The sequence below is a fragment of the Meiothermus sp. genome, from assembly GCF_025056915.1.
In the GTDB taxonomy this organism is placed as follows: Bacteria; Deinococcota; Deinococci; order Deinococcales; family Thermaceae; genus Meiothermus.
Map to the genome: position 1 here is coordinate 1 of NZ_JANWVH010000028.1, position 25,663 is coordinate 25,663.

The window sequence follows — 25,663 nt, forward strand, 5'->3', positions numbered from 1 at the left end:
CGGCTGGTGGCGTGAAGGGCCAGGTCAGCCACCCCACCGGGCCTCCCCACAAGGTAGGGGAGGGACAGAGCGAGGCCAGGCGAGGTTTGACTTGATTCACTCACTGTGCGGGAGTGGTTGTACGGGCTTTTATGCGACACAGTACAAATACCATGGGCGCTCGAATGCTTTGCGGCGGTAGGAGCGGAAGGGCAGGGTGCAGAGTCTGGGGGTGAGAGACCAACGACCCACCTCAGACCCCCCACTCTCACCTTGTGCATCCTCGAGAGTGGCTCGTACGCTTGAGGCTGTAACCACCCCGGTTTTCGCTGGCCCATCCTGCGAAGGGCTTTCGTTTGTGCCCTAGACTGAGCGTATGCTGATCTACGGGCGCAACCCGGTCTTGGAAGCCCTGCGCGAGGGCCAGGTGGGGCAGGTTTGGGTGGCCAGGGGCGTGGAGAACTGGCTTTTGAAGGAACTCGAGAAGCTGGGAGCCCCCTACAAGCTGGTGCCCCGCATCGAGCTCGACCAGATGGTGCGAACCACCCAGCACCAGGGCCTGGTGGCCGAGATTGAAGAGGCCACCTATGCCGACCCGGAGGCCCCCTTCCGGCTGGCCCAAAAACGCGGCGAGCAGCTCTTGCTGGTGGTGCTGGACGGTGTGACCGACCCGCGCAACTACGGGGCCCTCATTCGCAGCGCCTTTGCCCTTGGAGCGCACGGGGTGGTCACGGAAGAGCGCCGAAGTGCGCCCTTGTCGGCCCTGGTGCTCAAAGCCTCGGCAGGCACGGCCCGCAAGATTCCCCTGGTACAGGTCAAGAACATTGCGCGGTATCTGGAGCAAATCAAACAGCAGGGGGTCTGGGTGTATGGCACCAGCGGCAAAGTCAACAAGACCATTGCGGAGCTGGACTACCGCCGCTCCCTGGCGGTTGTCATCGGCTCGGAAGGCGAGGGTATGCGCCGCTTAGTGACCGAGCACTGCGACGAGCTGGCCCGGATTCCCCTGGCCGAAGGGGCCGAGAGCCTGAACGCGGCAGTGGCCTTGGGGGTGGTGCTGTACCAGGTGCGGTTGGGGCGTGATTAAGGCGGTTTCGGCAACACTAATTAGTTCATAGTGCAGCCTCGAGGGCCTGCGAGGCCAAAGGTGTGTGCCAACCGGTTATGTGCTGCAGGCCATTAAACACGGATTGTCAAGTTATGAGCCCTGGGTCATGGGCAGACTAGCGGTAATACTTTGCTGTATCGCGCAGGTGCCCCTGAAAGTCCACGTTCAGGAACAAACGCCCCTGGGCGTGCAGGAAGTACAGGTATTTCTGGCCCTTATCGTTGGTGCGGGTGGGGTTGAGCACGGCCCGCAGGGCTTCAGCACCGGGGTTGCCGATGGCCCCGGGGGGCAGGCCGCGCCGGGTATAGCTGTTGTAGGGGGTGTCTTTCTCAAAGTCGCCGGCGCTGCGGTTGAGTTCGGGCAGGCGCTTGCCCAGGCCGTAGGCCACGGTAGGGTCGGCCTGGAGGGGCATCCCGAGTTCCAGGCGGTTCAGGAATATGCCAGCTATAACGGGCTTTTCGCTGCTGTTGGCGGCCTCGGCCTGCACGATGGAGGCCAGCGTGACCCAGTCGTGGATGCTCAGTCCAAGCTGCTTCAGGCGGCTCTGGGCCGAGGGCGTGAACTCCTGTTGCATGCGGCGGGTCATAGTCCGGATGACGTCCTCGGCGGTGTAGTCGAGGGGGAACTCGTAGGTCGCGGGGAAGAGGTAGCCCTCGAGGCTTGGCCCAAGGGCCTCAGCGGGGCGCAGCTCGGCGGGCGGGCTGTTGACCAGCTCCAGGAACCGGGGGCCGTCCAGGTTGTTTTCGCTCAGGCGCTGGGCCATGTCCACCGCCCGCCAGCCTTCGGGGAAGGTGATGCGCACCGTGAGGGGGCGTGATTCGTCGGTAATGGCCAGGGCCAGAGCCCGCAGGCCCTTGCCCTCGAGCTTGTAGTAGCCGGGTTTGAGCTCTTTGTCCTGCCCGGAAAAGCGCAGGTACAGGGCAAACAGGTAGCCCGAGCGCACCAGCCCGGCCTGCTCGAGCAAGCGCCCCACGGCGGCGGCCCCGCTGCCCTTGGGAATGCGAATCTCGGCGGTGGTGCCGGTGGGCCCCATCAGGTAGAGGGCGTAGCCCAGCATCCCCGCCACCAGCGCAAACATGAACAGCACCCCCCGCAGAATCCAGCGGTTTGGCGACTTGCCCCGCTCCTGGGGGTCGTCGGGGCTGGCGGGCGGCGGGTCGGGCAGGGGGGGCTTGTTGGTTTCGTCCATGCGGGATACTCCGTAATGTGGGGTCAGGCCCGTGCCAAATACGACTCGAGCAGCGCAATGGCGGCTGCTTCGTCCAGCTTACCCTTCTCCTGCCGGATGCGCTTAGGGGCGCTCATCAGGCGTTGCTGGCCTTGCTTGGTGGTGAAACGCTCGTCCATCAGCTCAACCTGCATTCCTCTTCCCCGCATGGCCTCCACCAGGGCCAGCACCCGCTCGGCCTGGGCGCTCAGGCTGCCATCGGTACGCAGGGGCAGGCCCACCACAAAGCGCTCGGCCCGCTCCTGCTCGGCCAGGGCAGCCAGGGCTTTGAGGTCGGCCTCCAGGCTGGTGCGCACCAGATAGCCCCGACCAAAAGCCCAAGGCGAGCCCGTCTCGCCGACGGCCAGGCCAATCCGGGCCTCTCCCACATCCAGCGCCACCACTTTCACCCTTGCTATTATTTCGTTTAGCCGCCTCGAGAAAATGAGGATTTAAGGCCGAGTTCAATTTCGTGCCTGGGGGGCGCTGCCGTGAGGGCAGTTCACCGGGCGAAGCCGGCCAGCCATGGCGTTTGCAATCAGAGGGGGCGTTCCCTTGCGGCTTACCGCTCAGGCCATGCGAAGACCCCCTGCCGATGGGATATGATTTGCAGAGTCGGTACGGAGCCGACCCACCACCCTATTTCACAAACAGGCCGGAGGAATGTACAAAATGGCAGCCCAGTTTGACGCAAACCGCCCCTTACGTGTAGCCGTCATCGGTTCGGGGCCTTCGGGCATCTATGCAGCCGAAGCCCTCATCAAACAAAGCGAAACCCCTGTGCTGGTTGATGTGTTCGACCGACTGCCCACCCCCTATGGGCTGGTGCGCTACGGGGTGGCCCCCGACCACCAGACCATCAAGTCGGTGACCAAGGTGATGCAGAAGGTGCTGCAAGACCCCCGGGTGCGCTTCTGGGGCCATGTGGAGTTTGGCCGCGACCTGACCCTGGGCGATGTGCGCCGCCACTACGAAGCGGTGGTCTATACGGTGGGGGCCTCGAGCGACCGCCACCTCGGCATCCCCGGCGAAGACCTGCCGGGTAGCCTCTCGGCCACCGAGTTCGTGGCCTGGTACAACGGCCACCCCGACTACAGGCACCTGCCCCTCCGGCTCGACAGCCCTGGGGTGGCGGTGGTGGGGATGGGCAACGTGGCAGTGGATGTGACCCGCATCCTGGCCAAGTCGGCGGAGGAACTGCGCACAACCGACATCGCCGACCACGCCCTGCCGGTGCTGGCCGAAAGCCGGGTGACCGATATTTACATGCTGGGCCGCCGGGGCCCCGCGCAGGCCAAGTTCACCACCAAGGAGCTGCGCGAGTTAGGCGAGCTGCCGGGGGCCGATGTGGTGGTGAGGCCGGAGGAACTCGAGCTCGACGAAAGGAGCGCCGCTGCCATTGCGGGCGAACCGGCCCTCCTGAAGAACCTGGAAATTTTGCGCGAGTTTGCGGCCAGGCCGCTGGAAGGCAAGCCCCGCCGGGTGCATATTCGCTTTCTGGTCTCGCCGGTGGCCATTCTGGGCGAGGGCCAGGTGCAAAGGATTCGCCTGGAGAAAAACCGCCTGGACCAAAACCTGAACGCGGTGGGCACGGGTCAGTTTGAGGAGCTCGAGGTGGGGATGGTGCTGCGCTCGGTGGGCTACAAGGGGGTGCCCCTGCCCGAGGTGCCCTTCGATGGCCGCAAGGGCATCATCCCCAACCAGGCCGGGCGGGTGCTGCGGGAGGGCCAGGTCTCGCCGGGGGAGTACACCGCAGGCTGGATTAAGCGCGGCCCCAGCGGGGTGATTGGCACCAACAAAGCCTGCGCCACCGAGACCGTAAAGCTGCTGCTGGAAGATGCCCCCCACCTGCCACTGGCCCCCGACCCCGACCCCGAGGCCATTCCACGGCTCCTGCGCGAGCGGGGGGTGCGCTACGTGACCCTCGAGCACTGGCTGCGGCTCGACGCCCACGAGACCGCGCAGGGCCAGGCCCAGGGCCGCCCCCGGGTCAAGGTGACCAGCGTGGAGGGGATGCTCGAGGTGGCAAGGGAAGGATGAGCAGGGCCGAGGGTTGGTGGTCTATGGACAGCAGCCTATCGCGCCCTTTACAGACGTGACTGCCTATCCAGGCGGCCACTGTTCTGTCCAGGACAAAGCTTTCTTATAGTCGAATGGCTCTAAATATGTGAAGAGCGCTCTAGACCATCAACCTTGACTATCGCTGTACCCAGCCTGTCCAGCGATAGGCGGTGGCCATGGCCCGGCGGAGGGTTGCTGGGTCGGGTGGGTGGGTGAGCAGGCGCTCGAGGTCGGCCTCGGAGATGGAGGCAAAGGCCGGTGCGGTGGGCCTTTCCCCAGCAAAGCGCATGGCCATCCCCTCGGCCTTCCAGCGCGGCCAGCCCTCGGGCTGGGCCAGGTGGAACAGCTCGTGGCGCAGGGTGCGCTCGAGGCCTCCCCGCAAAAGAACCGGCAGACGCTGGGTGTCAATCCGGTTCTGGCCTCGGTGGGCCGCCGCCAGCACAAACCAGGGCAGCCGGGTGGAGGCCGTGTAGGACTTCAGGTCGGGGTGGATGACCACCCGCACGGCGGGCAGCAAGTAGCCCATTTGTTGCAGGTCCCGCCGGGCTTGCCGCAAGACCCTGAACACCTCGGGGAGGTGTAGCGCGTCGGGGCTCCGGGCGTACTGCACCACGAAGCCGGGGGCCAGGGCCTTTTGCCAGGGCTGGGCCAGGGCCGGAGGCAGGGCCATGAGCCAGACCGCGCACAGCAACAGGAGGGGCAGCCGAGGGGAGGCCATCCGGCTTCTCCGGCAAGAGGTGCTGCTTCCTCACTCCGTAACCCGCACCTGCCGCACCGTGCCCACCCCCCGCACCTCCGGCTCGTACATCAGCCAGGCCAGGGTGGGCAGAGCGGTGAAGAGGCCCGGGGTCTCGGCCCGCAGGACGTAGGTGAAGGTGACGGGGCCCTGGAGGTAGCTGAAGAAGAACTCCACCTGCCGGTCGCGGATCTCCCGCCCGTCGAACCAGTAGTTCCAGCCGTAGTAATCGTCGCCGAAGCGGGAGCGCACGCCGGCGATGCGGAAGGAGTCGTCGTTTTCCACCACGCTAAAGCCCGCCGGGGTGGGCTCTTCCACCACCACATACCGCACCGCCCCCTGCTCGGGGCGCAGGGTGAGGGTGACCACCAGAAGCTCGCCCGCCTTCACCGGGCCGCCCAGGGGGCTGCGCTCGTACACGTAGCGTTCGGCCTTGGCGTCGTAGCGGGGGGTGAGCTTCTCGTAGGTGCGGGCCACCCGCAGGCCCCGGGCCTCGGGGCGCAGGTACTCGCGTTCTTCGAAGTAGGCCACGCTGCCGCTTAGGTAGATGCGGCTCTGGCTCGTGACCTGCACCTCGTTGGCACCCACCCGCAGGCCTTCCAGGGCCAGTTCGGCGCCCTGGGCTGGCACCCGCAGGGTCTGGGTCTGCCCGTTGACCGCGACCTCGACTTCTTGCTCGAGGGGTTGCTCGCCGGTGGCTCTGGCCAGGGCCAGCGCGGCCACCACCACGGCGGCGGTGTCCTTGGTGGAAACCCAGCGGGCGCCTTTGCGCTCCAGGAGGAGCCAGTTCACGATTTTCGGGATGGCCGGGTGGTTCGGGCGCAGTTTGGCCAGGGCTTCCAGACCCCGGGCGGTGGCCTCGAGGCGGTCGTCGTTCCAGGCAAAGCGGGGGGCCCGCACCTCCCAGTAGGCGCTGCGCTCCCGTTCGGTCAGTTTAGTCAGCAGGCCATCCAGGGCCCGCTCGGCCTGGGCCCGGTTGCCGTTCTGCTGGTAGGCCAGCACGATTAGCGCATGGCCGTAGGGGGTGAGGTCGCGCCGGGTCAGGTAGTCTTGCAGGTAGCCCAAATCCAAGGGTTGGGTGGACTGGAAAGCGGTGCGGCTCAGCAGGGGACGACCCGCTTGTAGTACGCCAGGTCGCCAGCCCTGGGGCAAATAGCGGGGCCCGGCCAGGGCGAAGGCATAGGCGGCGTAGGCCACCGCGTCGGCGGCGTAGGTTTCGGCGTCGGGCCGGTTCAGGGTTTTGAGCAGGTACTCTACGCCCCGCCTGAGCACGTCCTCCCGCACCACATAGCCGGCCTCCTGGGCTTGTAAAAGCCCGGTGAGCACGTACGAGGTGATGTACAGCGAGGAGTCGTCGTTTTGCCAGAAGCCCCAGCCACCGTCGTCGTGCTGGAGGTCGTAGAGGCGCTTCAGCCCGGCGGCCACGAAGTCGTCGAGGTTGGCCGCAACCTCCTGGGGTAGCCGGGCCAGCGCCCCCGCTTGCTTGGCCAGCAGGCTGGGCAGGAAGCGGCTCATGGTCTGCTCGGAGCAGCCATAAGGATACCCGGCCAGATACCCAAGCGCCGGGGTGACGGCGGCGGCCAGCGAGGGGGTCAGGTAGAGCTTGCCCCTGGTCTGGACGAGGTCGGTATTGGGTGGCAGGGTGAATCTCCAGCTATCACCCGATTGAGAGGCCCAGCCCAGCTCTTGCTTGAGCCCTTTGGGGAAGATGGGCAGCTGGGTACGCAGGGCATCCGAGGCCGCAGGGGTGAGGGCCGAGGCTTGCAGGGTGGCGGTACCGCTCTGGTCGGCCCGCACCCGGTAGCCTGCCGCCGTCCGGCCCCCAGTGGGGAGCTGAGCCAGGGTGGTGGGGGGCGTGAGCAGGCTCAGACCGGTGGCCTCGAGCCTGAGCTGCCCCGCCTGGTTTTCGCTCAGGTTGTTCTGCCCAATCACCCGCAGGGTGGCCTCGTCCCCGCGCACCAAAAAGCGCGGGGCGCTGAGGCGGGCAATCACCGGCAGGGTGGTGGTGACGGTCTGGGTGGCCTGCCCCACGCTGTCCGAGAGGGTGATGGCCCTGGCGGTCAGGCGCCACTGGGTCAGGTTGTCGGGAAACCTGGCCTCGAGGGTGGCCTCGCCCTGTTCGCCCGTCTCCACGCTGGGCAGCCACAGGATGGTATCGCGGAAGTCCTCGCGCACCCTGGGCAAGGCCGCCGAGTCCTTGGCCTGCCCGAAGACGGCCTTGTCCAAAGGAGCCCGGGCCGCCGTGCTGGGGGCGGGGGCCACATTGCCGAAGTAGTAGCCCCCGGCGGTCTGGGTGCCCACCAGGTTGTTCTTCAAAGCCCAGAAGAAGGCGCGGATGTCCGGGGCCTTCTCGGGGCGCACCAGGTAGATGGCCTCGTCCACCAGCCCCAGCGTGACCTGGCTTTTCACCGGGCGGCCCTGGGCATCGGTCACCTTGAGCCGGTAGGTGGCGGTCTCGCCGGGCTTGTAGGTGGCTTTATCCGAGGCCACCGCGACGTTCAGGAATTTCTCGCTGGGCGGCAGCAAAAAGCCGGCCACTTCGGTGTAATACTCTCCACCGCCCAGCACCGTGACCGAGAGGTAGCCGTTGGGGGCCATCTCCGGGGTGAGCTTGAGTGCGTAGGTGAAGGTGGAGCCCCTAAAGCGCACAATCTCGGGCCGGGCCAGGCGCTCCCCTTCCAGGTTGACCAGCGCCCAGCCGTCCGCCACCGGCGACTGCACCACGAAGCGGGCGGTTTCGCCGGGGCGGTACTCGGGTTTATCGGGGGTAATTTTCAGGCTTTTGTAGCCCCAGAACCAATACGAACCGTCCGAGACCCAGACCTGTTCCTCGGCCTGGGTGGCCCGTCCGGCCCCGTCGCGGGCCTCCACCACCAGGGCGTAGGCCCCCTGCCGGGGCAGCCGCAGGCGCAGGGTGGCCTCACCCCTGGCGTCGGTGCGGCCTTGCAGGCGCAGGGTGCGCTCGCGCTGCTCGCCCTGGCCCCGCACCCAGTAGGCGCGGCTCGCGGTCAGGCTGAAGGGCAGCGAGACGGGGTTGCCCTCGAGGTCCTGGGCCCGCACGGTGGCGATCAGGGTGTCCTGGGTCTGGTAGGCGTACTGGTCGGTACGGATGTCCAGCACAACCCCCGCGCGGTAGGCGGTGATGAAGCCGGTGCCGCTAATCTCGCGCCCGGCCTCGTCGCTGACGCCGGCCTCGAGGGTCAGCCGGTAGTCCTCGGCCTCGGGCTTCAGGGGCAGCTCCACCACCAGTTCCCCCTGGGCATTGAGCCGCCCCTCGCCCCGCTCTATGATCTTGCCCTCGTAGCTGTCCTCGAACTCGTAGCTCTGGTAGAAGCCGTAGCTCGAGGTATACGCAAAACGGTAGTAGGGCCGCTGAATGAGGGCATAGCTCACCCGCCCCCCCGCCACCGGCCCGCCAAAGAGGTACTCCCCCTTCACCAAAAAGCGGGCCTTTTCTCCCTGCACCGCCACCTTTTTCTCCGAGGTGACCTCCACCCGATACTCCGGCTTGACGAACTCCTGCACCTCGAACTCGCCCGAGTGCTCCTCGCCCCCCAGCCGGGCCACCAATGTGTAGGTGCCCAGCCGCGCGTCCAGCCCAAGGCGCAGCTGCCCGCTAAAGCTGCCGTAGGCGTCGGTGGTGAAGCGGCCCGAAAACACCTCGGCATCGTCGCTGTCGCGCACCACCGCCTCCACCGGCTGCCCCGCCACCGGCTTCAGACCGCTTGCGCTGCGGGCCGTCCCCTTGAAAAACACCGTATGGCCGGGGCGGTAGACCGGGCGGTCGGTGACCAGGTAGACCCGGTTTTGCTCCCGGTTCCAGCTTTGCCAGTAGGCGTTGCTGAAGGCCCAGGAGGTGCCCGAGCGGGCAGCCACAAAAAGGCCATCGGTGCTCTTCAGCTGGCTTCTAAGCTGCGCCAGCCCGCCTTCGGCCCGTACCTGCTGCACGATGCGCCGGTTTTGCGAAAGGAACACCTGTGCGGTGCGGGGCTGCCCATTGCTCAGGCTGGCGGTGTAGACCAGCAGGCTCTGTGGGTCGGACTTGACCACCAGCCCCAGGCGGGTGACCAGAACCAGGGTGGCCGAGGTGGGGCGTGGGGCGCCGATCTGGGCCAGGTACAGCCCTTCGGGCAGGCGCCCCAGGGTCACGTTGCCATAGGGGTTGTTGCGGGCGCGAAAGACCGGCACGGTTCGCACCGGCGACAGACTGAGCTCGCGGGTTCGCTGAAAATCGCGCGGCCCGCCCAGCTCCACCACCCTCTCGGGGTTTTGAATCTTGAGGAGGCGAATCTGGCTGCGGCCCCCCTCTGGCAGAAAATACTCCAGCCGCACCGGCTGGGTGGGGCTATAGGTGCCGCCCCCATACAACTGGGGTTCCTGGCGCTGGGCCGAGCTGGGGAGGCCCATCAAGATTAGCCCCAGCAAACCCATTCCCGTTTTCCAAAAACGCTTCAGACCCTGCCAGTAGCTGCCTTTCATACCACCTCGCCTGGTTGCGGTTTCCTGATGATGCGCCTACCCCTCGTACGCTTTGGTGGTTCGGCGGGAGGGGCGAGGACGGACTGGGAATGGGGTCTCATATGGGCCTGGGCTAGCTCACGATTTTCCAGCGGTAAAACCCCAAAAAATAGGGGTTCTCGGGCCTGGGGTGCCAGTATTTCTGGGGGTGCTGGTTCAGGGTTTTCAGGCTGACCAGCCGCACTTCTCCGCCTTCCGAAGGGGCGTAGCCGGTGTGATAGACCACCAGGCCGTTCCCCAGATAGACCATGCTGTGGTAGGCCGAGCCTTTGGCCAGGGGGCGCACGAAAAAGAGCAGGTCGCCCCGCCGGGCCTTGTCCGGGGTGCGGCCCAGGAGGACGCTCGAGTACCGCATCAGGTACATGGCGCTGGCCCACCCCACCAGCCGACCCTCCTTCACATCGTTGGAGCGGTAGGGCCCCGGCGCCACCCGGAAGACCGCGCGGCCAATCTGCGGCAGGGGAAACGCGCCCAGGGGCGGGGCCTGCACCCGGGGCAGGTAGGGGAACTGCTGAAACCAGTCCTGGGTCTTGGGCTTGAGGGCTTCTACAAAGGCAAAGCGCAGCAGGCCGGAACAGTCCTGCGCCTCGGCGGGCCAGGCCGGCGAGGGGGCGGTGAACTGGGCCTCGGCAATGGCCGCAAACCACTCTAAAAAAGCCTCGCGCCAGGCGGTGCTGTGGAGCTCGGCCACATCGGGGTAGCCGTCCTGGTCGAGGTCGGAGAGGTCGGGCCGGGCCGGGCTGAGCGGCGCCGCCGACCCCAAGCTCCAAAACCCCAGAGCCATCCATCCGAGCACCAGCCCCACCCACCGTGTACCTTGCAGCATGTTCCCTTCGATTGTAGCGCGAACCAAGGTAAGCTGGGGGTCGTCTAAAGGCTGTCTCAAGTCGTGGGAGCGCAATGAACGAATGGAGTGGGCTTTGGCTGGGATGGGGCGGTTTAAGCCTCCTGGGGCTGCTCTGGGCCGAGTGGCGGCAGCGGCGTGCTTTGCGGGCTCTCTTCAAGGTGTTCTGCTCGCTGGGGTTTTTACTCTTTGCCCTGAGCCTGGGCCTCGAGGGTTGGTTCGCACAGTTTGTTTTTACGGGGTTGCTGCTTTCGGCGGTGGGGGATGTGCTCTTGCTGTTCAGGTCGAACCGGGCCTTTCTGGCGGGTCTGGTGGCCTTTCTGCTGGCTCATCTGGCCTACCTGGGGGCCTTTGTACAGGTGGGCTCACCGAGCCTGTGGGGCTTGCTGCTGGTGTGGCTGGGGGGATATTTCTGGTTGCGCTGGCTGTGGCCGCACCTGGCGGGCTGGCGGGGGCCGGTGCTGGCCTACGGCGTGGTCATCAGCCTGATGCTCTGGGTAGGGCTGGGGGTGCCCAGGCCGGAGGTTTTTCTGGGTGCACTGCTTTTTTACCTGTCCGACCTGTTGGTGGCCCGGGAGCGCTTTGTGGTACAAGAACCCCTGAACCCCTTGCTGGGGCTGCCGCTCTACTACGCGGCCCAGTATTTGCTGGCCGGGTCGGTGCGGTAGGGCTACGGAAGCTGGGTGGGGATGGGGGGGTCGCCCAGGAAAATCAGGGCGCCCTCGTGCGGGGCCAGGTGCAAGGAAAGCTGTTTTTGGGGTGGCAGGAATTCCTGGCGGTGCCAGTGGTAGCCCGGTAGCGGGGCCGGCAAGCCCAGCTCGAGCAGGTCATAGGTGCGCTGCACGGTTTCTTGGCTGGGGTTGAAGGCCAGCACCGCCGCCGGACGCTGGCCCCGCACCTGCACCAGAACCTGGTCTTCACGTCCCAGCAAGGGAAAGCGGCAGGAGCCCGCTGCTGCGTTTAGCAGCATCCGCCACAGGGCCAGGCGTTCGGGAGAGAGTTCCTCCAGCGCATCGCTGGTGAGCAGGGCCCCACCCATCATCCCGGCAAAGAGGGCCAGCGCGGTCTGTTCGTCCGGGCGCAGGTGGTGGAACCGCTCGCGCAACAGCACGCAGTCGGGGTCGGCTTCCCAGAGCAGGTGGTTGGCAAAGTTGCGCAGAGCCAGCCCGTGCAGGCGCTCGAGGGCGTCGGGGAGCCACTCCGCCCCCACATCGCGCCCGGTGCGGTTGCCCTCGACCAGCCCCACCGAGGCCCACAGGGGCATCCCGCAGCCCATCCAAAGGGCCTCGCCGATTTCCTCGCGGATCATCCGGGCCACCCTGTGCCAGACCTCCATTCGGCTCAGGCCGGGGGTGTGGTAGGCTGCCCGATCCGGGCCGTATTCCGCGCCCCAGAACATAAAATCGGTCTTGAAGTATTCGCAACCCCAGTCATGCCGCCAGGTGCGGAAAACCCTGCGCAGGTATTCGAAGGCCTCCGGGTGGGTGGCATCCAGAATGTAGTACTCCTCGCTTCGCTTGTGCCAACGGAACTCGCCGTAAAAGCGCATCTGCACCAGCGGCTGGCCCGTTTCTCGCTCGCGCAACACCCAGTCGGGGTGCTGCCGGTAAAGCTGGCTGCGGTTGCCTACGGTAAAAGGGGCGATCCACAGGCCAGGCCGGAAGCCCGCCGCGCGGATTTCCTCCAGCACGGGCTTGAGGCCCCGGGGAAACTGGGGTTTGACCAGGAGCCAGTCGCCCATCTCGGGGGTGAAGCCGTCGTCGAGCTGAAAAACCTGCATGGGAAGGTGTTCCCGCCGGGCCACCGCCTCCACCCCGCGCAGGTGCTCCAGGATGTTCTGCTCGCTGATGGCCGCATACAGGTGGTACCACGAGCACCAGCCGGTGATGGGCTGGGCGGGAATGCGCGGCGGAAAGGGGGCGGCCTGGGCCACCCGGCGGGCCCACTCGCGCAGGGCTTCCTCCACCCCCGCGTGCTCGAAAACCAGCAGGGTCTCGGACTCGATTCGCCCGGCCTTTTTTCGATCCCACAAGGTCTGGATGCAAAGCGTGGGGCCTGCAAAGGTGAAGGTGTGCTGGAAGCGGTCGTGCCGCTCAAAGCCCAGCACCAGGCTGCCCGTACCCAGTGCGGGGAGCAGCTGGGTGAGGGCGTAGCCGGTCTGGGGGGCTCCGCCCAGCGCCACATACGCCGCCCCGTCCCAACTGTGGTAGCCCTGGCGCAGGTACTTTTGCGCCCCCTCCACCTCGAAGCAAAGCCCCAAGGCATCCAGGGTGAAGTGCTGGGGAAGCTCCTCCAGCCCGTAGCGAAGCCTCCAGACAGGGCCTTCCTGTAAAGCCTGCACCCAGAAGCTTCCATGTGGGGTTCGATACCGTACCCGCCAGTGGTTGGGGTCGTTTTGTTCCACCCTGGTGGCGACCCTTTCGACCAAAGCTCCGTTAACGAGTGGCCGGGCCCGAAGCAGTTTGATCGAACTTCCCAGCAGGTTGAAGGTCTGGTCGGGGTTGAGCGTCAGCCTCACAGCCTGACCTCGGTGCCGCTTTCAGCGGAGGTGCGGGCGGCCAGCACCAGCTCCAGCGACTTCGCCCCTTCGCGCAAGGGCGTGCGGGTGGGGCCGCCGGTGCGGATGGCCCGGATCAGGTCTTGCATCTGGGCCAGGTACAGGTCGCGGCCCGACTGGAGGGTGTGGGTGGTGACCTCCGGCCCGGCGGTGAAGAAGAAGCGGGCCTGGTTGGTATCGCCGAACTCGGCGGTGAGGTTTTGCGCGACCAGTTTGAAATCCTTGATCCACTGGCCCGGAATGGCCCCGTTGCTGGCGTAGACCACGCCCAGGCCGCCGTTGGCAAAGGTGACGATGGTGGCGCTCACATCCTCGATGGTGTAGCCGGGGGTGTTTTGGTGGAAGAGGTTGGCCTGTTTGGCGTAGACCGTGCGGGGCTCGCCCATCAGGTAGCGCATCAGGTCGAACATGTGAATGACCTGCTCGACCAGTTGCCCCCCCGATTTAACCTTGTCGCGCCACCAGGGGGCGTGCAGGGCGTTGCAGAAGTAGCGGGCGCTGAAAAGCCCGATGGGGCCGGTGTCCAGGCCTTGCAGGTATTCCAGCGCCTCGCCAAAGCGGTACATGAAGCCCGCCTGGGTCTGGATGCCGGCCTGCTCGCTGGCTTCCACCATCTGCCAGGCTTTTTCCTGCGTAAGCGCGATGGGTTTTTCCACCAGCAGATGAATGCCCCGCCGGGCGGCCTGCTCCACCTCGTCGGTATGGCCGTAGGGGGGCAGGCAGACGATCAGAATATCCAGGTCGGTGGAATCCAGCATCTCGGTGGGGTGGGTGAAGACCTGGGCCCGGCCCGCGCTGTACTGGCCCGATAAGGCCTGGGCTTTCCAGGCGTTGCGGTCGCAGCAGGCCACCAGCTCGACTTCGCTGCCGAGCTGCTTAAGCACCTGGGCGTGGCGCTGGGCAAAGCCGCCGCAGCCGAGGATGGCGGTTCGGAGGGGTTTCATGGGAACTCCAGGACGACCTGCACAGCCTCGCCGGGCTGCCGGTCGAGCAGTTGGTAGGCCGCTTCGATTTGCTCAAAGGGAAAGGTATGGGTGATGAGGGGTTGCCATTGCAGCCGTCCCTCGGCGGCCAGTTGGACGACGGTCTGTTCCTGCCGCAGCCGATCCCAGCGGTGGGCCCGCCGGGGGGCGATGCCCTGGGTTTGGGAGGAGAGGAGCTCGAGGCGGTTGTGGTGGAACTCCTCGCCCAGCCGCAGGCCCACCCCCTCGCCTTGCAGGAAGCCTGCTGCCACCACCCTCGAGTTGTAAGCGGTGGCCCGCAGGGCCTCCTGCAGGGCTGCATAGGCCCCGCTCAGCTCGAGGCTCACATCGGCCCCGCGCCCCTGGGTCAGGTCTTTGATGGCCTCGCCCGGAGAGGTTTGGCGAAAGTCCAGGACGTGCGCCGCGCCGAGCCTGCGGGCCAACTCGAGCCGCAGCTCGAGGCCGTCCACCACAATCACCGTAGCCCCGCTAAGCCGGGCCAGTTGCAGGGCCAAAAGCCCCAGCACCCCCAGGCCAAAGATCGCCACCGTTTCGCCCAGGTGCACCTCGGCGTCGTGGACCGCATTGAGCGCAATGGCCCCGATCCGGGCAAACACCCCCAGGCGGGGGTCGGCCCCCTCGGGCAGAACGCGTGGTGCTGCCAGGTTTTCGGCTAGCACCGTGTGGCTTTGGTGGCCCCAGGAACCCCAGACCCGTTGCCCCAGCCGCACTTTGCTGACCTCCGGCCCCACCTCCACCACCTCGCCCACCTGTTCGTAGCCCACCCCCTTGAGGGGATAGGCCAGACCCGGCTGGTTAACAAACAGCCGTCGCTCCGGGTCGAAGCGCTTGTGCAGGTAGGGGTTGGTGCCCCGGTACTGGGTCAGCTCGGTGCCCGCCGAGATGCCCGAGAACAGGGTACGCACCCGCACCTCACCGGGCTTCAGAGGGGGGTCGGGGGTGGCCTCGAGGGCCACCTGTCTGGGTGCTGTAAAAACGAGTTGTGTTCCCATATTCGCAAAGATGCCGTTGTTCCGGGTAGCCGGTCGAGCGCCTGCAGGGTCGGGTGCCTTACACCAGCCATAGCACGCCATACGGCGGAATCTGCCCGGAAAAGTATTTGCCGCTGATCAGGTCGCGCCCCACGCGGTTGATGGGCTGGGGCCTGGGGGTCACATTGATATAACACCCCACCTGCCGGTCGCGGTAGCCCCGGATGATGCGCAGCACCTCCCTGGACTCCATGACCACCTGGGGGGCGCCTGGGTGAAACGCCGGGTGAGCGGCCCGCACTTTGAGGAGATGGGTGTAGCGGGCCAGCACCCTGTGGGCGCGGGTGTTCGGGCTGCTCAGCAATCCCTCCAGCTCCGGCCCGCTGAACTTGTGTCGGTTGAGGCGGCGGTTGATCCCGCTTTCTTCCAGGCCCGCATGGTCGGAGGGGGAACCCAGGAGGCTATGGATATAGATACCCGGCACCCCTTGCAGGCTCAGTAGGATGGCATTGGCCGCCATAAAGCGGTTAATTTTTAGGTCTTCGCTCTCGTCGCTGTGGGGGTGGTTCAGGGCATCGAACAGGGTCAGGCAAAGCTCATAGGGCACCGGGCCCTCCGGGGTGTCTTTGTAGTTGACCCGGCCCCCATGATCGAGGGCCTGCTGCACCAGGGCCGCGATTTCTTCAGGTTCCAGAAGGCCCTGGGCTGGCACCACCCCCAGCCCGTCGTGGGAGGCCAGAAAGTTGAAGAAGGTGGTCTGTTCGCTGGGGGGTTTTAGGCCCGCCGCCCAGGCCGCCAGCTTGCTGGCGTCGCCGGTACGGAAGGTGTTCAGCACCAGCGGGGGCAGCGGGAACTGGTAGACCATCTGGGCTTCATCCTGCCCGTTGCCGAAGTAGGCGATGTTGTCCTTATGCGGCACGTTGGTCTCGGTGATCAGAACCCCCGGCGGCGCCACCACGTCCAGCACCAGCCGCATCAGCTTGACGATGCGGTGGGCCCCTTCCAGGTGCACACAAGCGGTGCCGATCTCTTTCCAGATAAACCCTACCGCATCCAGACGAATCAGCTGGGCGCCGTTTTTGGCGTAGAACAACAGCGCGTCCAGCACCTCCAGCAGCACCTCGGGGTTGGCAAAGTTGAGGTCAATCTGGTCGGTGGAGAAGGTGGTCCAGACCAGCTTCTCGCCACTCTTGGTCTGGAAGGGGGTCAGCAAAGGCAGGGCGCGGGGCCGGAAGACTCTGGAGAGGTCGGTGCCGGGCGCGACCACGGTGAAATAGTCTTGGTACTTGGGTTCGTCGCGCAGGAAGGCCTGAAACCACGGCGAAGAGGCCGAGGCATGGTTGCAGACCAGGTCGGCCATCAGGCGGAAGTCCTGGGCGATGGCCTGGATGTGCTCCCAGGTGCCCCACTCGGGTTTGACCTGCTTGAAGTCCACCACGCTGAAGCCGTCGTCGGAGGTGTAGGGGTAGAAGGGCAGGATATGCACCCCGGAGAGCACCCCCTGCAGGTATCGGCGCAAAAAGCGGTGCAGGGTTTGCAGGGGGGCTTCCCCGGCTTGGGTGATCTGGTCGCCGTAGGTGATCAGGATGGCATCTTTTTCGCTCCAGGGCGGGGTTGGGGTGGGTTGGGCCAGGTTGGGGTAGCGTTTCAGCAGGGCCTGGAGTTGCTCGAGTACCGCCCCGCCCCGGCCTGGGTAGAGGAACTCGAGGTGCTCGAGCATTTTTTGTTCGAGGTGGCTGGTGAGGGTCATGGCAGTATGGGGGATGAACAAGGCCTTGAGCTGCAAGTCCTACCCTAAGCAGGGCGCGGAAAACCAGGGGGATTCAAGCCGGTGTTGCAGGAAGGCTGTAGCCTCGAGGGGTTCTGGTCTAGGACAAAGGGGGGCTGGCTCGGTCGCTTTATACGTGTTTAGCATACGATGTTCTGCGCAGGGCTATTGGCAAGGCCGCCAACCACCGGCTCAGCGCACGGGGCCCGCAGCCTGGCCCCAGGCCAGGTATATGGCTGCCGTCCAGGAGAACGCGCCACCCCCCAACCCCTGTCCTGTCAAAGGATGGAAGTACTCGCTAAAACCTGTGACCTCGCACAGCTTCAGGGTATCTTGACGAATACGCTCGGCCATCTCGGGGTAGCCATATTCGGCGAAACCCAGGGCGATCAAGTAGTTGACCACCGCCCACACCGGGCCACGCCAGTAGCGCTGGGGTTCGAAGCGAGGGCTATAGGGGTCGGTGCTGGGAATCAGGTAGCGCACCTGCTGGGCCCAATCCTGGAGGGTGCGTAGCAAGCGCTCGGCCCGGGCCGGGCTGGCCGTTCCGGCGTAGAGGGGCAGGAAAGAGGCCGAAACCCCTACCCGGATGGCCTCACCGGTGCGGAGGTCGCGGTTGAAATAGAGCCCTGCTTCCTCGTCCCAGAGGCTTTCGATGCCCTGTTGGCTGGCCTTTAGCCACCCCTCAATCTCGGCCTCGTTGCCCAGGCCCAACCGGCGCGAAAGCCACAGGAGATCGCGGTTGGCCCGGTGCAGCACGCAGTCAATCAAGAGGCTCGCCACCCGGAAAGGGCATTCGCGCAGCAGGCCAAGCTGGTCGAAACCGGCCCGCTTGTAGACCTCGAGCAGGGTCAAAAAGCGGTCGTATTCGGTCTGGTGGGGGCGTTGGCTGGGGTCTACGTGGGCGGTATCGCGTCGGGTGTAGGGCGGCAGTGCCGGGTCTACCTCCACGCGGGCCAGGGCTTCGTCCCAGGCGGGGCTGTTGTCGGCCCCGGTCTCCCAGGGGTGCAGGACGGTGATGAGGCCGGTATTTGCTGGGTCGCGTTCGCGCTTGAACCAGCGGTGGTAGGCCAGGATTTTGGGATACAGGCTCCGGGCTTTGGCCTCGGCCAGGGCCTGGTCTTGGGCCTGCTCGAGCATCCAGCGCACAAAGGTAGCGACCACCGGCGGCTGGGTGATGGCCGAGGTGGGCGGGGTGCGGGCCACCCCCCAGCGCTCGGGGCCGGGGAAGTAGGTGGGCTCGGGCCGGTGGAAGACGATGTGCGGCAGCATGCCGTTCTCCCACTGCCCCAAGAAGAGCCGGTCAAACTCCTCCCAGGCCCGCCGTTCATCAAACTGCATCCAGCCCAGGGCGGTAAAGCCCGCATCCCATAGCCACTGAAACGGGTAGAGGCCGGCGGTGGGAATGGTGAAGCCCCCCCGGTCGTTGGCGCGCAGGATGCGCTGGGCTTCTTGTTTGAGCGATTCCTTGGTTTGCATACCTACCTCGCGGCGAGGGCCTGACCACTGCCGGGGTCCAGCCAGCGCAGGCGATCCGGCTGGGGTTTGAACCAGAGGGTCTGGCCCGCCCTGACCCTGAAGTCGGGGGGTACGGTGGCTTTGAGGAGCTGCTGGCCAAAGCGCAGGGTTAGCAGAAGGTGGGGCCCCAGGGGTTCGACAACCAGCACCTCGGCGGTAAAGCTCTGCGGTTGCGGCTCGAGGTAGGCTTCCAGGTCTTCGGGCCGCACCCCCAGCAAGACTTCCGGGCCGGGCGCTGGCGTGGGTATCTTCAGGCTGAGTGACTGAAGCTGGGCTTGCTGACCCTCCACCCGAACCTTCAGAAAATTCATGGGGGGGCTGCCGATGAAGCCGCCCACGAAGGTATTGGCGGGCTCCTGATAGACCTTCATGGGCTCGTCGTACTGCACCACATAGCCGGTGTTCATCACGGCAATGCGGTCGGCCAGGCTCATGGCTTCCACCTGGTCGTGGGTGACGTACAGGGTGGTGGTGCGGCTCTCGGCCAGCAGGCGTTTGAGTTCGGCCCGCATCTCCAGGCGCAAGAGGGCATCCAGGTTGGAGAGGGGCTCGTCCATGAGCAGTACCTCGGGCTCGACCGCCAGGGCCCGGGCCACCGCCACCCGCTGGCGCTGTCCACCCGAGAGCTGCGCGGGGTAGCGCTCGAGCAGGTTCTCGATGTGCATCAGGGTAGCGGCCCGCTCCACGTTGGCCCGCAGTTTTTCAGGCGTGGCTTTCTGCATCCGCAGGCCAAAGGCGATGTTCTCGAACACCGTGAGGTGCGGAAAAACCGCGTAGTTCTGGAACACCATGGCGATCTTGCGCGCGCGTGGGGGGAGTTCGGTTACATCCCGGTCGCCAATCCAGACCCGCCCCTTTTCGGCCTGCTCGAGGCCCGCAATGATGCGCAACAAAGTGGTCTTGCCACAGCCCGAGGGCCCCAGCAACACCACGAATTCCTGGTCGCGCACCTCGAGCGAAACCCCGTTCAGGGCCTTGAACTTGCCAAAGGTTTTCTCGATGTTTTCCACTCGGATGGAAGCCATAAACCTCCTAGGGGGTCGAAAGCTGATAAAAGCAGGGGGCAACTGCCATTGGAAGCCACTGCGACCATTCTGCCCCACCTCACCGGTTGGCGATGCCCCACAGGGTAAACAGGTAGCGCCGGATGATGAAGATGAAGATCAGGGCCGGCACAATCAGAAAGAAGCCCCCGGCAAAGCGGAAGGGGAGGGGGGAGTCGTTGAGCGAGGTCAGCAAGAAAGCGGGCAGGGTGCGCTCGCGCAGGGTGAGCAGGGTGGCGGCAAAGACCTCGTTCCAGGAAATCACAAAGGCAAAGATGGCGGTGGCCGCCAGTCCGGGCAGGGCCAGCGGCAGCACCACCCGCAAAAAGGCCTGGATGCGGTCGCAGCCCAGGGTCCAGGCCGCCTCTTCCAGCTCTTTGGGGATACCCAGAAACAGGCTGCTGGTCACCAGCACCGCAAAAGGCAGGGCCAGCGCGGTGTGGACCAGCGCCACCCCAAAGGCGGTGTCGTAGATGCCCAGCTGGATGAATTGCACCGCCAGCGGGATGGCCAGAATGGCCAGGGGAAAAGCCCGCGTCATCAGAATCAGCAGGCGGTAAGCATCGGCGCCCGCAAAACGGTAGCGGGCCAGGGCATAGCCTGCGGGGGCCCCCAGCAAGACCGAGAAAACCAGGGTCATGGCGGCCACGGTCAGGCTATTGCGGATGGCTTTCCAGACCCCCTCCACCCCAAAAAAGAAGGCGATGGTCTCCAGCGAAAACTGCTGGGGCAGGAGGCCCTTGGGCCAGGCAAAGACCGAAGAGCGGTCGCTGAAGGCCAGGGTGGCGATCAGAAAGATGGGCAGCAGCACCCAGACCACCAGCACCCCCGCCAGCAACATATAAAGTACGCGCAGGTTCATGCTGCACCCTCCCTCTTGGAGCGCATCAGGCGCAAATAAAGCATGGTGGCCACCACCGAGATGCCCAGGATGATGACCGAGTAAGCAGCCGCCACCCCAGGATTTTGATAGGCGTTGTACCAGTAGTAGGCTTCCCCGGCCAGCACCGGCAGGTTGCGCCCGCCCAGAGCGACCACCACCGCAAAAACCTCGAGGGCCAGAATCGTTCGCAGAATCAGGGCCACTTGCAGGCTGGGCATGAGCAGGGGCAGGGTGACTTTCCAGAAGCGTTGCCAGGGGGTGGCGCCAAACACCTCGGCGGCCTCGCTGTACTCCTTGGGAATCAGTTGCAGGCCCGCCACTAGAATCACAAACACGATGGCCGTGGCCCGCCAGACTTCAGCAGCCACCACGGCCACGAAAATCATCGTGGGGGTCTCGTAGCTGAGCCACAACTGCGGCTGCTGAATCACCCCGATGCCCTGCAAAAAGCTGTTGAGATAACCCCGCTCGGTGAAAATGGCCAGCCACACAATACCGGCGGCCAGATCGGAAATACCCAGCGGGATGGTCCACACATACAAGAACAGATCTCGGCCCCTGGAGATGCCCCCCAGCAGCATGGCCATTCCCAGGGCCATCACCACCTGTAAGGGCACAATCACCACAGTCAGGAGCAGGGTGTATTTGAGGGCATCCTTGAAGTAGAGGTCGGCGGCCATGCGCTGGAAATTCTCCAGCGTCCACTGCCCCCCGCTGCCCCGCACCGACAAGAGCAGGGCTTCCAGGAGCGGCCAGGCAAACAAAAACAACAGAAACAGCACGCTCGGCAGAATGAGCACGTAGGGGATGTACCGTTCACTACGCATCAGACCCTTCCACTTTGGTTCCAAACCGGCTGAGTGCCCTTGGAAAAGGGGCCGGTGCCCCGATGACCGGCCCCTTCCCTAAGTCCAAACTGAACCGACACGGTTGCTGTTTGCGCGCACACCACCTGCATCGTTGCCCAACGTCAAAGGTGGGGCTCTTGGCTCGCAGCTTTCGGCCTTTCGCGTTAGTTCACCGGACAGGCCCCGCTGCTGGCCGGGTCGGGCGACCAGCAAGGAGCCCTGGTTTCGTTCATGATGCGGCGCAGATTGGCGGCTTCGCTGTCGAGCACCCGGCGGACATCTTCGTTGCGCAGGACGATGCGCGCAAAGGTATCCTGGAAGACTTTGTTGTACTCGCCGCCCCTTGCGCCCAGGCCCACCGGCAACAGGCTGGGCAGGGCCACGTTGCTCTGGGCCTGCCGTGCGATGGCATCGGCGGCCATGCGAATGCCCTGGGGCAGGTTGTCGGGCAGCCGAATCTGGATGACCGGGAAAAAGCCGTTTTGGACCAGGGTGGTGATCTGTACGTCGGGGCGGGTCAGGTACTCGATGGCGGTGACCGCCGCAGCCCGGTTGGGGCTGCCCTTGGGAATGGCCAGCCCGGCCAGCACCGGCATGAAGCCCCGGCCATACGGCCCGATGGGGGCCGGGAAAGCCACAAAGTCGCCCGGTTTTTGGTTTAGCGCATCGCGCAAGCGGGCGATGTGATCCCAGGCGATCCAGACCTCACCCGCCAGCAGGGGTTCCTGCATAAAGTCGTAGCTGGTGGACTGGGGGTTCACGTGCTGCCAGAGGTTCTTGAACTCGAGCCACATGCTCTCGGCCTCGTCGCTCCTGAACTTGGTGACCGCGCTTTTGGTGTAGGAGGGATACAGATACCCCTGCGTGAAGCGGTGCATCAAACCCCTGGGGCCTGCCGGGAAGCCCAGCATGCGCCGCCCTGTGGCCCGCTGGATGTTGGCGGCCCACTCCTTGAGCTGGGTGTAGGTGAGGGTGTTGACGTTGGCGCCCGCCGGCAAATACTGCAAGGCCTGTCGGTTGGCCACCATGATGTAGGTGGCTTGCATCCAGGGGATGTAGAGCTGGTTGCCCGTGCCCATCTTGCCCAGGTTCACAAACGTCTGTGAGAAGCGGCGGTCTTTGAGCTGGGCCATCACGTCGTCCAGGGTGTCCAGCGCCCCCGCTGCGATCAGCGGCGGGAAGTCGCCGTGCAGACCTCCGGCCAGGCCCACATTCACCCGGCCTGCCCGAACTTCGGAGAGAATCCGGTTGGTAAAGGGGGCGTTGTCCTCGGGGATGAACTCCACCCGCCCCTGGAAGTCCTTCAGGATCACCTGCCGCATCCGCTGGGCCTCCTCGATGGGGGTAAACTGGGTCGAGACAAACAAAAGCGGCGCCGTCTGCTGCGCCAGCACCCCGGACAGCACCAGCAAGGTGCTCAAGAGACCCCACCACAACCACTCCCTCTTCTTCATGCCTTCCTCCTTTTAAGGTTGCGGGGGACCATCCGACCCCCGCAGTACCAACTCGGGAACCCAGACCTCCTGCAACGCCGAAACCGGCGCTCCACCCAGCCGCGCCAGCAACATCTCCACTAACCGTTTGCCGGTGTCGCGAAAAGGCTGGTGCACCGTGGAGAGGGGTGGGTCGGTGTACTGGGCCTGGGGGATGTCGTCGTAGCCAATCACCGAGACCTCCCGACCCCCCTTGAGCCCTCGCTCGCGCAAGGCCCGCAGAACCCCCAGGGCCATCAGATCGTTGGCGCACAGGATGGCGGTGGGCATTTCGGGTGGCGCCAGCAGAATTTGGGCCAGCTGGTAGCCGCTGTTCTCGCTGAGATCGCCCTCGAGCAGCCATTCGGGCCGGATGGGGATTCCGGCCTCGAGCATGGCCTGCCGGTAGCCTGCCAGGCGGTGAGTGGCAAAGTTGAGTTCGCGTGGGGCCCCAATGAAAGCGATGTTCCGGTGGCCCAGGTGCAGCAGATGCTGCGTGGCCATATAAAAACCCTGCTGCCCATCCACATCCAGATAGGGGTAGGGGGTGCTGATGAGGTCACTACGTCCGTGCGACACGAAAGGGATGTTTTGCGCGAGCAGATAGGCAATGCGTTCGTCGTAACGGCGGGTGCGGGCTACCACCAGACCGTCTACCCGTTTGCCCTCCACCAGTCGCCGATAACAGCCCAGCTCCTCCGTGCCCGGCGGGCAAGTGGCGACCAGCAAATCCAGACCGGCATCCGAAAGCCCCTCGCCCAGTCCGGCCAGCAACTCCAGAAAAAATGAATCGGCAAAACGCCCCGGCGGAGAGGGAATCACCAGGCCGATGGTCTCGGCACGGCCCTTGCGCAAACGCTTTCCATTCGGGTTGGGGCGGTATCCCAGACGGGTCGCAATCTCCAGCACTCGCTCGCGGGTCTGGGGGCTAACGCGACTGGGGTTATTGAGCACCCTCGAGACTGTGGCAATCGAAACACCGGCCTCCGCTGCTACGCGGCGGATATCAACAGCCAGGGGAGAGGGTTTATGGCCAGACATAGACTATTCGCCCAAAGAGAACTACTCTGGTACGTGATGTAAACGTTTTCCATACCTTATCATGACAGCCCACTTTCTGCAAGCCCCTCTGGGGTCACACCAGGTCAACCCGGCATTCCTTGCGGTCAGCGCTACAACACCTCTCGTAGCAGCGTAATAGCAGCCTCAACGCGAAGAAGGGTTGTACCCTAGTGGTCATGTGGCCTTTGTTGTGGCTGATGCTTCTGCTGGCGGCCTGTGTGCCTCTTCCACCGCAGCGCAACCTGCGTCCGCTGGGCAGCCCTGATGTGGTGGTGATCGGCTTTGCGGGCCGCTGTGCTTCGCTGCCGGTGGTGGGAGATGGCTGCAACCCGCCGTTTGACAACTACGGCTACCTCGACGACGAGGTGTTTCCCCGCAGCAGCACCCCGCGCCAGACCGCTCAAACGGTGGCCGAGGCCTTTCGGAATCTGGGCCATACCACGGAATATTTTGATGTCTCGGCTTTTCTGTATGCCCACACCAGCGGTATCTCGAGGCAGCAGGAGAACGGCTACCTCGAGGCCCAGGGCTACTTGCGGCGGGTCTACGATTACTGGATCAGGGGATTCGAGAACCCCACCCGGGTGGTGCTGCTGGCCCACTCCCACGGCACGGTCTGGGCCAGCCTGCTGGCCTGGAACCACCCCGAGGTGCGCTTCGACTACCTCATCTACCTGGATGCCATATGCAGCTTCTGGGATGCCGACAACCTTCGCAACAATCGTATTATTCAGGACTACTACGATGTCCGGGGGCTGCGCCGTCCGTTCCCGCTCAACAGCGACGAGGGCGGCAACCCCTGTAAGGTGATCGCGGTGCCGGGTCAGAGCGCCAAACAGGACCTGAACGACGTGGTGCCGCCCAACGTGCGGGTAGGCCTCGAGGTCGTGAGCCGCAGCCCGCTCAACCTCGCGCCGGTTAACTTCATTCACGATGACGATCTCGATTACCGCCTCGACGGTTCTCAGACCAACCTATTCCGCTTCCAGTCGCGTGCGGATCACAGCGGGGTTACAGCCCGCAGCAGCGATGCCATGCAGTGGGTAGTGACCAGGATTCGCGAGACTGGACTGCCCAGGTAAGCACACCGTCGTGGAGATGCTTGTGGCGAGAGTGCGTTCCGCTTGGGCCTCCGGATGCGGTTGAATGGCCAGCCTAGAGCGCTCTTCGCATATTCAGAGCCACTCGAGTTCGAGAAAACCTGGTTCTGAACAGAACCGTGGCTGCCTGGAAACTCGAAAACATGCGTCTTGGCCCAGACGCCTTCTCGTTTTCGTGGGCGGCCACGTTTGTGAAGGGCGCCCTAAGAGTCCAGGCCGCTCGTTGAGCTGCCCTCTGGGTTGTATGGCTTCCTGAACTTGGCTGCCTAGCCAGATGCATGAGGGCGGGCTTGAAAAATCATTTTGTCCGGGAACAAAACGTTGCTGGGGTTTGCTAAATTTTATATAGCCGCCATATGCCCTTATTTGGGAACTTAAGATACATCCCTTTCACCGAGCTTATCCGGCCCCTGGTCAAGCGCACCGGTGGTCTGGTGGTGCAGATGCCTTCGGCAGCCATTGTCCTGGAGGTTAGCCAGGGCACGCTGGTTCGGGCCTATCGCAACCAGGAGCTGCTGAGCCTCGAGCAGGCCAGGGAAATTCTGCTGGATCTGGTTCTGGTGCCCGAGGCTGCCTTCGAGTTTACGGGCCGGCCAATCCAGGCCAGAACAGGCGACCTCAATTATTTTCTGCCCAACATGCTGGTGGATCTGGTGGCCCTGACCAACGCTCGCCCCACCTACGCCGATCAGTTCATTGACCCCAGCACCCGCTTCTGCCGAACCGACAAAAGCGGCCATCCGCCGGGCAATCCAGGGCGTTTTTTGATCGAGGCCAGCTACTGGCTCGAGTCGCCCAAAGGGGCCTCCTCCCACGAACTCTCGAGCCATCTGCGGGTCTCCCTGGAAACCGTGCTGTACAACCTCTACAGCCTGCGCCAGTCGGGCTACGTGCAGGCCCTGGACGCCTTTCGCTTGCAACAGTTGGGCCAGCCCCAGGGCAGGCCCCGCCCGGGCCTGTGGAGCCGCCTGGCCCGGGGCCTGCGAGGGGGGCCGGGGTTGTAGG

General features: G+C 64.9%; 20 protein-coding genes. 5 read left to right on the top strand and 15 right to left on the bottom strand.

The features are described from left to right. The first annotated feature begins 355 nt into the window (after positions 1-355). The gene (gene rlmB, locus NZN28_RS06365) at positions 356-1,066 is read left to right on the top strand and encodes a 23S rRNA (guanosine(2251)-2'-O)-methyltransferase RlmB (protein ID WP_295396282.1); all 711 of its coding nucleotides are present in this window, start codon (positions 356-358) and stop codon (positions 1,064-1,066) included. A 136-nt stretch (positions 1,067-1,202) separates the two neighbouring features. On the opposite strand, the gene mltG is transcribed toward rlmB, so the two are convergent. After that, positions 1,203-2,276 carry an endolytic transglycosylase MltG gene (gene mltG, locus NZN28_RS06370; protein ID WP_295396284.1) on the bottom strand — a complete coding sequence of 358 codons (1,074 nt, stop codon included), beginning with the start codon at positions 2,274-2,276 and terminating at the stop codon, positions 1,203-1,205. 23 nt (positions 2,277-2,299) lie between these two features. Next, positions 2,300-2,704, bottom strand: a complete 405-nt coding sequence (gene ruvX / locus NZN28_RS06375; protein ID WP_295396287.1) for a Holliday junction resolvase RuvX — start codon at positions 2,702-2,704, stop codon at positions 2,300-2,302. A 262-nt stretch (positions 2,705-2,966) separates the two neighbouring features. Between ruvX and NZN28_RS06380 the strand changes: the two genes are divergently transcribed. Then, positions 2,967-4,334 (top strand): FAD-dependent oxidoreductase, encoded by a 1,368-nt coding sequence (locus NZN28_RS06380; RefSeq protein ID WP_295396289.1) that lies wholly within the window; start codon positions 2,967-2,969, stop codon positions 4,332-4,334. 157 nt (positions 4,335-4,491) lie between these two features. Here the strand turns inward: NZN28_RS06380 and NZN28_RS06385 are convergent, their stop codons facing one another. The 3 genes from NZN28_RS06385 to NZN28_RS06395 form a co-directional block, all read right to left on the bottom strand. After that, on the bottom strand, positions 4,492-5,073 hold the full coding sequence (locus tag NZN28_RS06385; protein ID WP_295396292.1) for a hypothetical protein: 582 nt from the start codon (positions 5,071-5,073) through the stop codon (positions 4,492-4,494). A 30-nt stretch (positions 5,074-5,103) separates the two neighbouring features. After that, positions 5,104-9,570: an alpha-2-macroglobulin gene (locus tag NZN28_RS06390; RefSeq protein ID WP_295396295.1), complete on the bottom strand. Its 4,467-nt coding sequence runs from the start codon at positions 9,568-9,570 to the stop codon at positions 5,104-5,106. Between the two features lie 112 nt (positions 9,571-9,682). Then, on the bottom strand, positions 9,683-10,435 hold the full coding sequence (locus NZN28_RS06395) for a DUF1175 family protein (RefSeq protein WP_295396298.1): 753 nt from the start codon (positions 10,433-10,435) through the stop codon (positions 9,683-9,685). Positions 10,436-10,509: 74 nt separating this feature from the next. Here NZN28_RS06395 and NZN28_RS06400 point away from each other — a divergent pair, with 74 nt between their 5' ends. Beyond that, on the top strand, positions 10,510-11,121 hold the full coding sequence (locus NZN28_RS06400; RefSeq protein WP_295396301.1) for a lysoplasmalogenase: 612 nt from the start codon (positions 10,510-10,512) through the stop codon (positions 11,119-11,121). A 2-nt stretch (positions 11,122-11,123) separates the two neighbouring features. Here NZN28_RS06400 and NZN28_RS06405 read toward each other — a convergent pair whose 3' ends face one another. From NZN28_RS06405 to NZN28_RS06450, 10 genes are all read right to left on the bottom strand, one after another. Beyond that, positions 11,124-12,971 carry a glycoside hydrolase family 36 protein gene (locus NZN28_RS06405; protein WP_295396304.1) on the bottom strand — a complete coding sequence of 616 codons (1,848 nt, stop codon included), beginning with the start codon at positions 12,969-12,971 and terminating at the stop codon, positions 11,124-11,126. Beyond that, positions 12,968-13,954, bottom strand: coding sequence for a Gfo/Idh/MocA family oxidoreductase (locus NZN28_RS06410; RefSeq protein ID WP_295396307.1), 987 nt, complete (start codon positions 13,952-13,954; stop codon positions 12,968-12,970). The genes NZN28_RS06405 and NZN28_RS06410 overlap by 4 nt, the downstream gene beginning before the upstream one ends. After that, the gene (locus tag NZN28_RS06415; RefSeq protein ID WP_295396310.1) at positions 13,951-14,985 is read right to left on the bottom strand and encodes a zinc-binding dehydrogenase; all 1,035 of its coding nucleotides are present in this window, start codon (positions 14,983-14,985) and stop codon (positions 13,951-13,953) included. The genes NZN28_RS06410 and NZN28_RS06415 overlap by 4 nt, the downstream gene beginning before the upstream one ends. 58 nt (positions 14,986-15,043) lie before the next feature. Continuing rightward, on the bottom strand, positions 15,044-16,750 hold the full coding sequence (locus NZN28_RS06420) for a sugar phosphorylase (RefSeq protein WP_295396313.1): 1,707 nt from the start codon (positions 16,748-16,750) through the stop codon (positions 15,044-15,046). 174 nt (positions 16,751-16,924) lie between these two features. After that, positions 16,925-18,211: a trehalase family glycosidase gene (locus tag NZN28_RS06425; protein ID WP_295396316.1), complete on the bottom strand. Its 1,287-nt coding sequence runs from the start codon at positions 18,209-18,211 to the stop codon at positions 16,925-16,927. A 2-nt stretch (positions 18,212-18,213) separates the two neighbouring features. Further along, the gene (locus NZN28_RS06430; protein ID WP_295396317.1) at positions 18,214-19,275 is read right to left on the bottom strand and encodes an ABC transporter ATP-binding protein; all 1,062 of its coding nucleotides are present in this window, start codon (positions 19,273-19,275) and stop codon (positions 18,214-18,216) included. Between the two features lie 79 nt (positions 19,276-19,354). Then, entirely contained in the window at positions 19,355-20,155 is an 801-nt protein-coding gene (locus tag NZN28_RS06435; RefSeq protein ID WP_295396319.1) for a carbohydrate ABC transporter permease, read from the bottom strand. After that, positions 20,152-21,003 (bottom strand): carbohydrate ABC transporter permease, encoded by an 852-nt coding sequence (locus NZN28_RS06440; protein ID WP_295396322.1) that lies wholly within the window; start codon positions 21,001-21,003, stop codon positions 20,152-20,154. The genes NZN28_RS06435 and NZN28_RS06440 overlap by 4 nt, the downstream gene beginning before the upstream one ends. Before the next feature lie 185 nt (positions 21,004-21,188). Beyond that, positions 21,189-22,478: an ABC transporter substrate-binding protein gene (locus NZN28_RS06445; RefSeq protein ID WP_295396324.1), complete on the bottom strand. Its 1,290-nt coding sequence runs from the start codon at positions 22,476-22,478 to the stop codon at positions 21,189-21,191. Between the two features lie 12 nt (positions 22,479-22,490). Then, complete coding sequence (locus NZN28_RS06450) at positions 22,491-23,537, bottom strand: LacI family DNA-binding transcriptional regulator (RefSeq protein ID WP_295396327.1); 1,047 nt, start codon at positions 23,535-23,537, stop codon at positions 22,491-22,493. Positions 23,538-23,734: 197 nt separating this feature from the next. Between NZN28_RS06450 and NZN28_RS06455 the strand changes: the two genes are divergently transcribed. Both NZN28_RS06455 and NZN28_RS06460 read left to right on the top strand, forming a co-directional pair. Then, a complete protein-coding gene (locus tag NZN28_RS06455; RefSeq protein ID WP_295396330.1) occupies positions 23,735-24,640 on the top strand; it encodes a hypothetical protein in 906 nt (301 codons plus the stop codon). 374 nt (positions 24,641-25,014) lie between these two features. After that, the gene (locus tag NZN28_RS06460; protein WP_295396332.1) at positions 25,015-25,662 is read left to right on the top strand and encodes a DUF4388 domain-containing protein; all 648 of its coding nucleotides are present in this window, start codon (positions 25,015-25,017) and stop codon (positions 25,660-25,662) included. Position 25,663 lies beyond the last annotated feature (1 nt).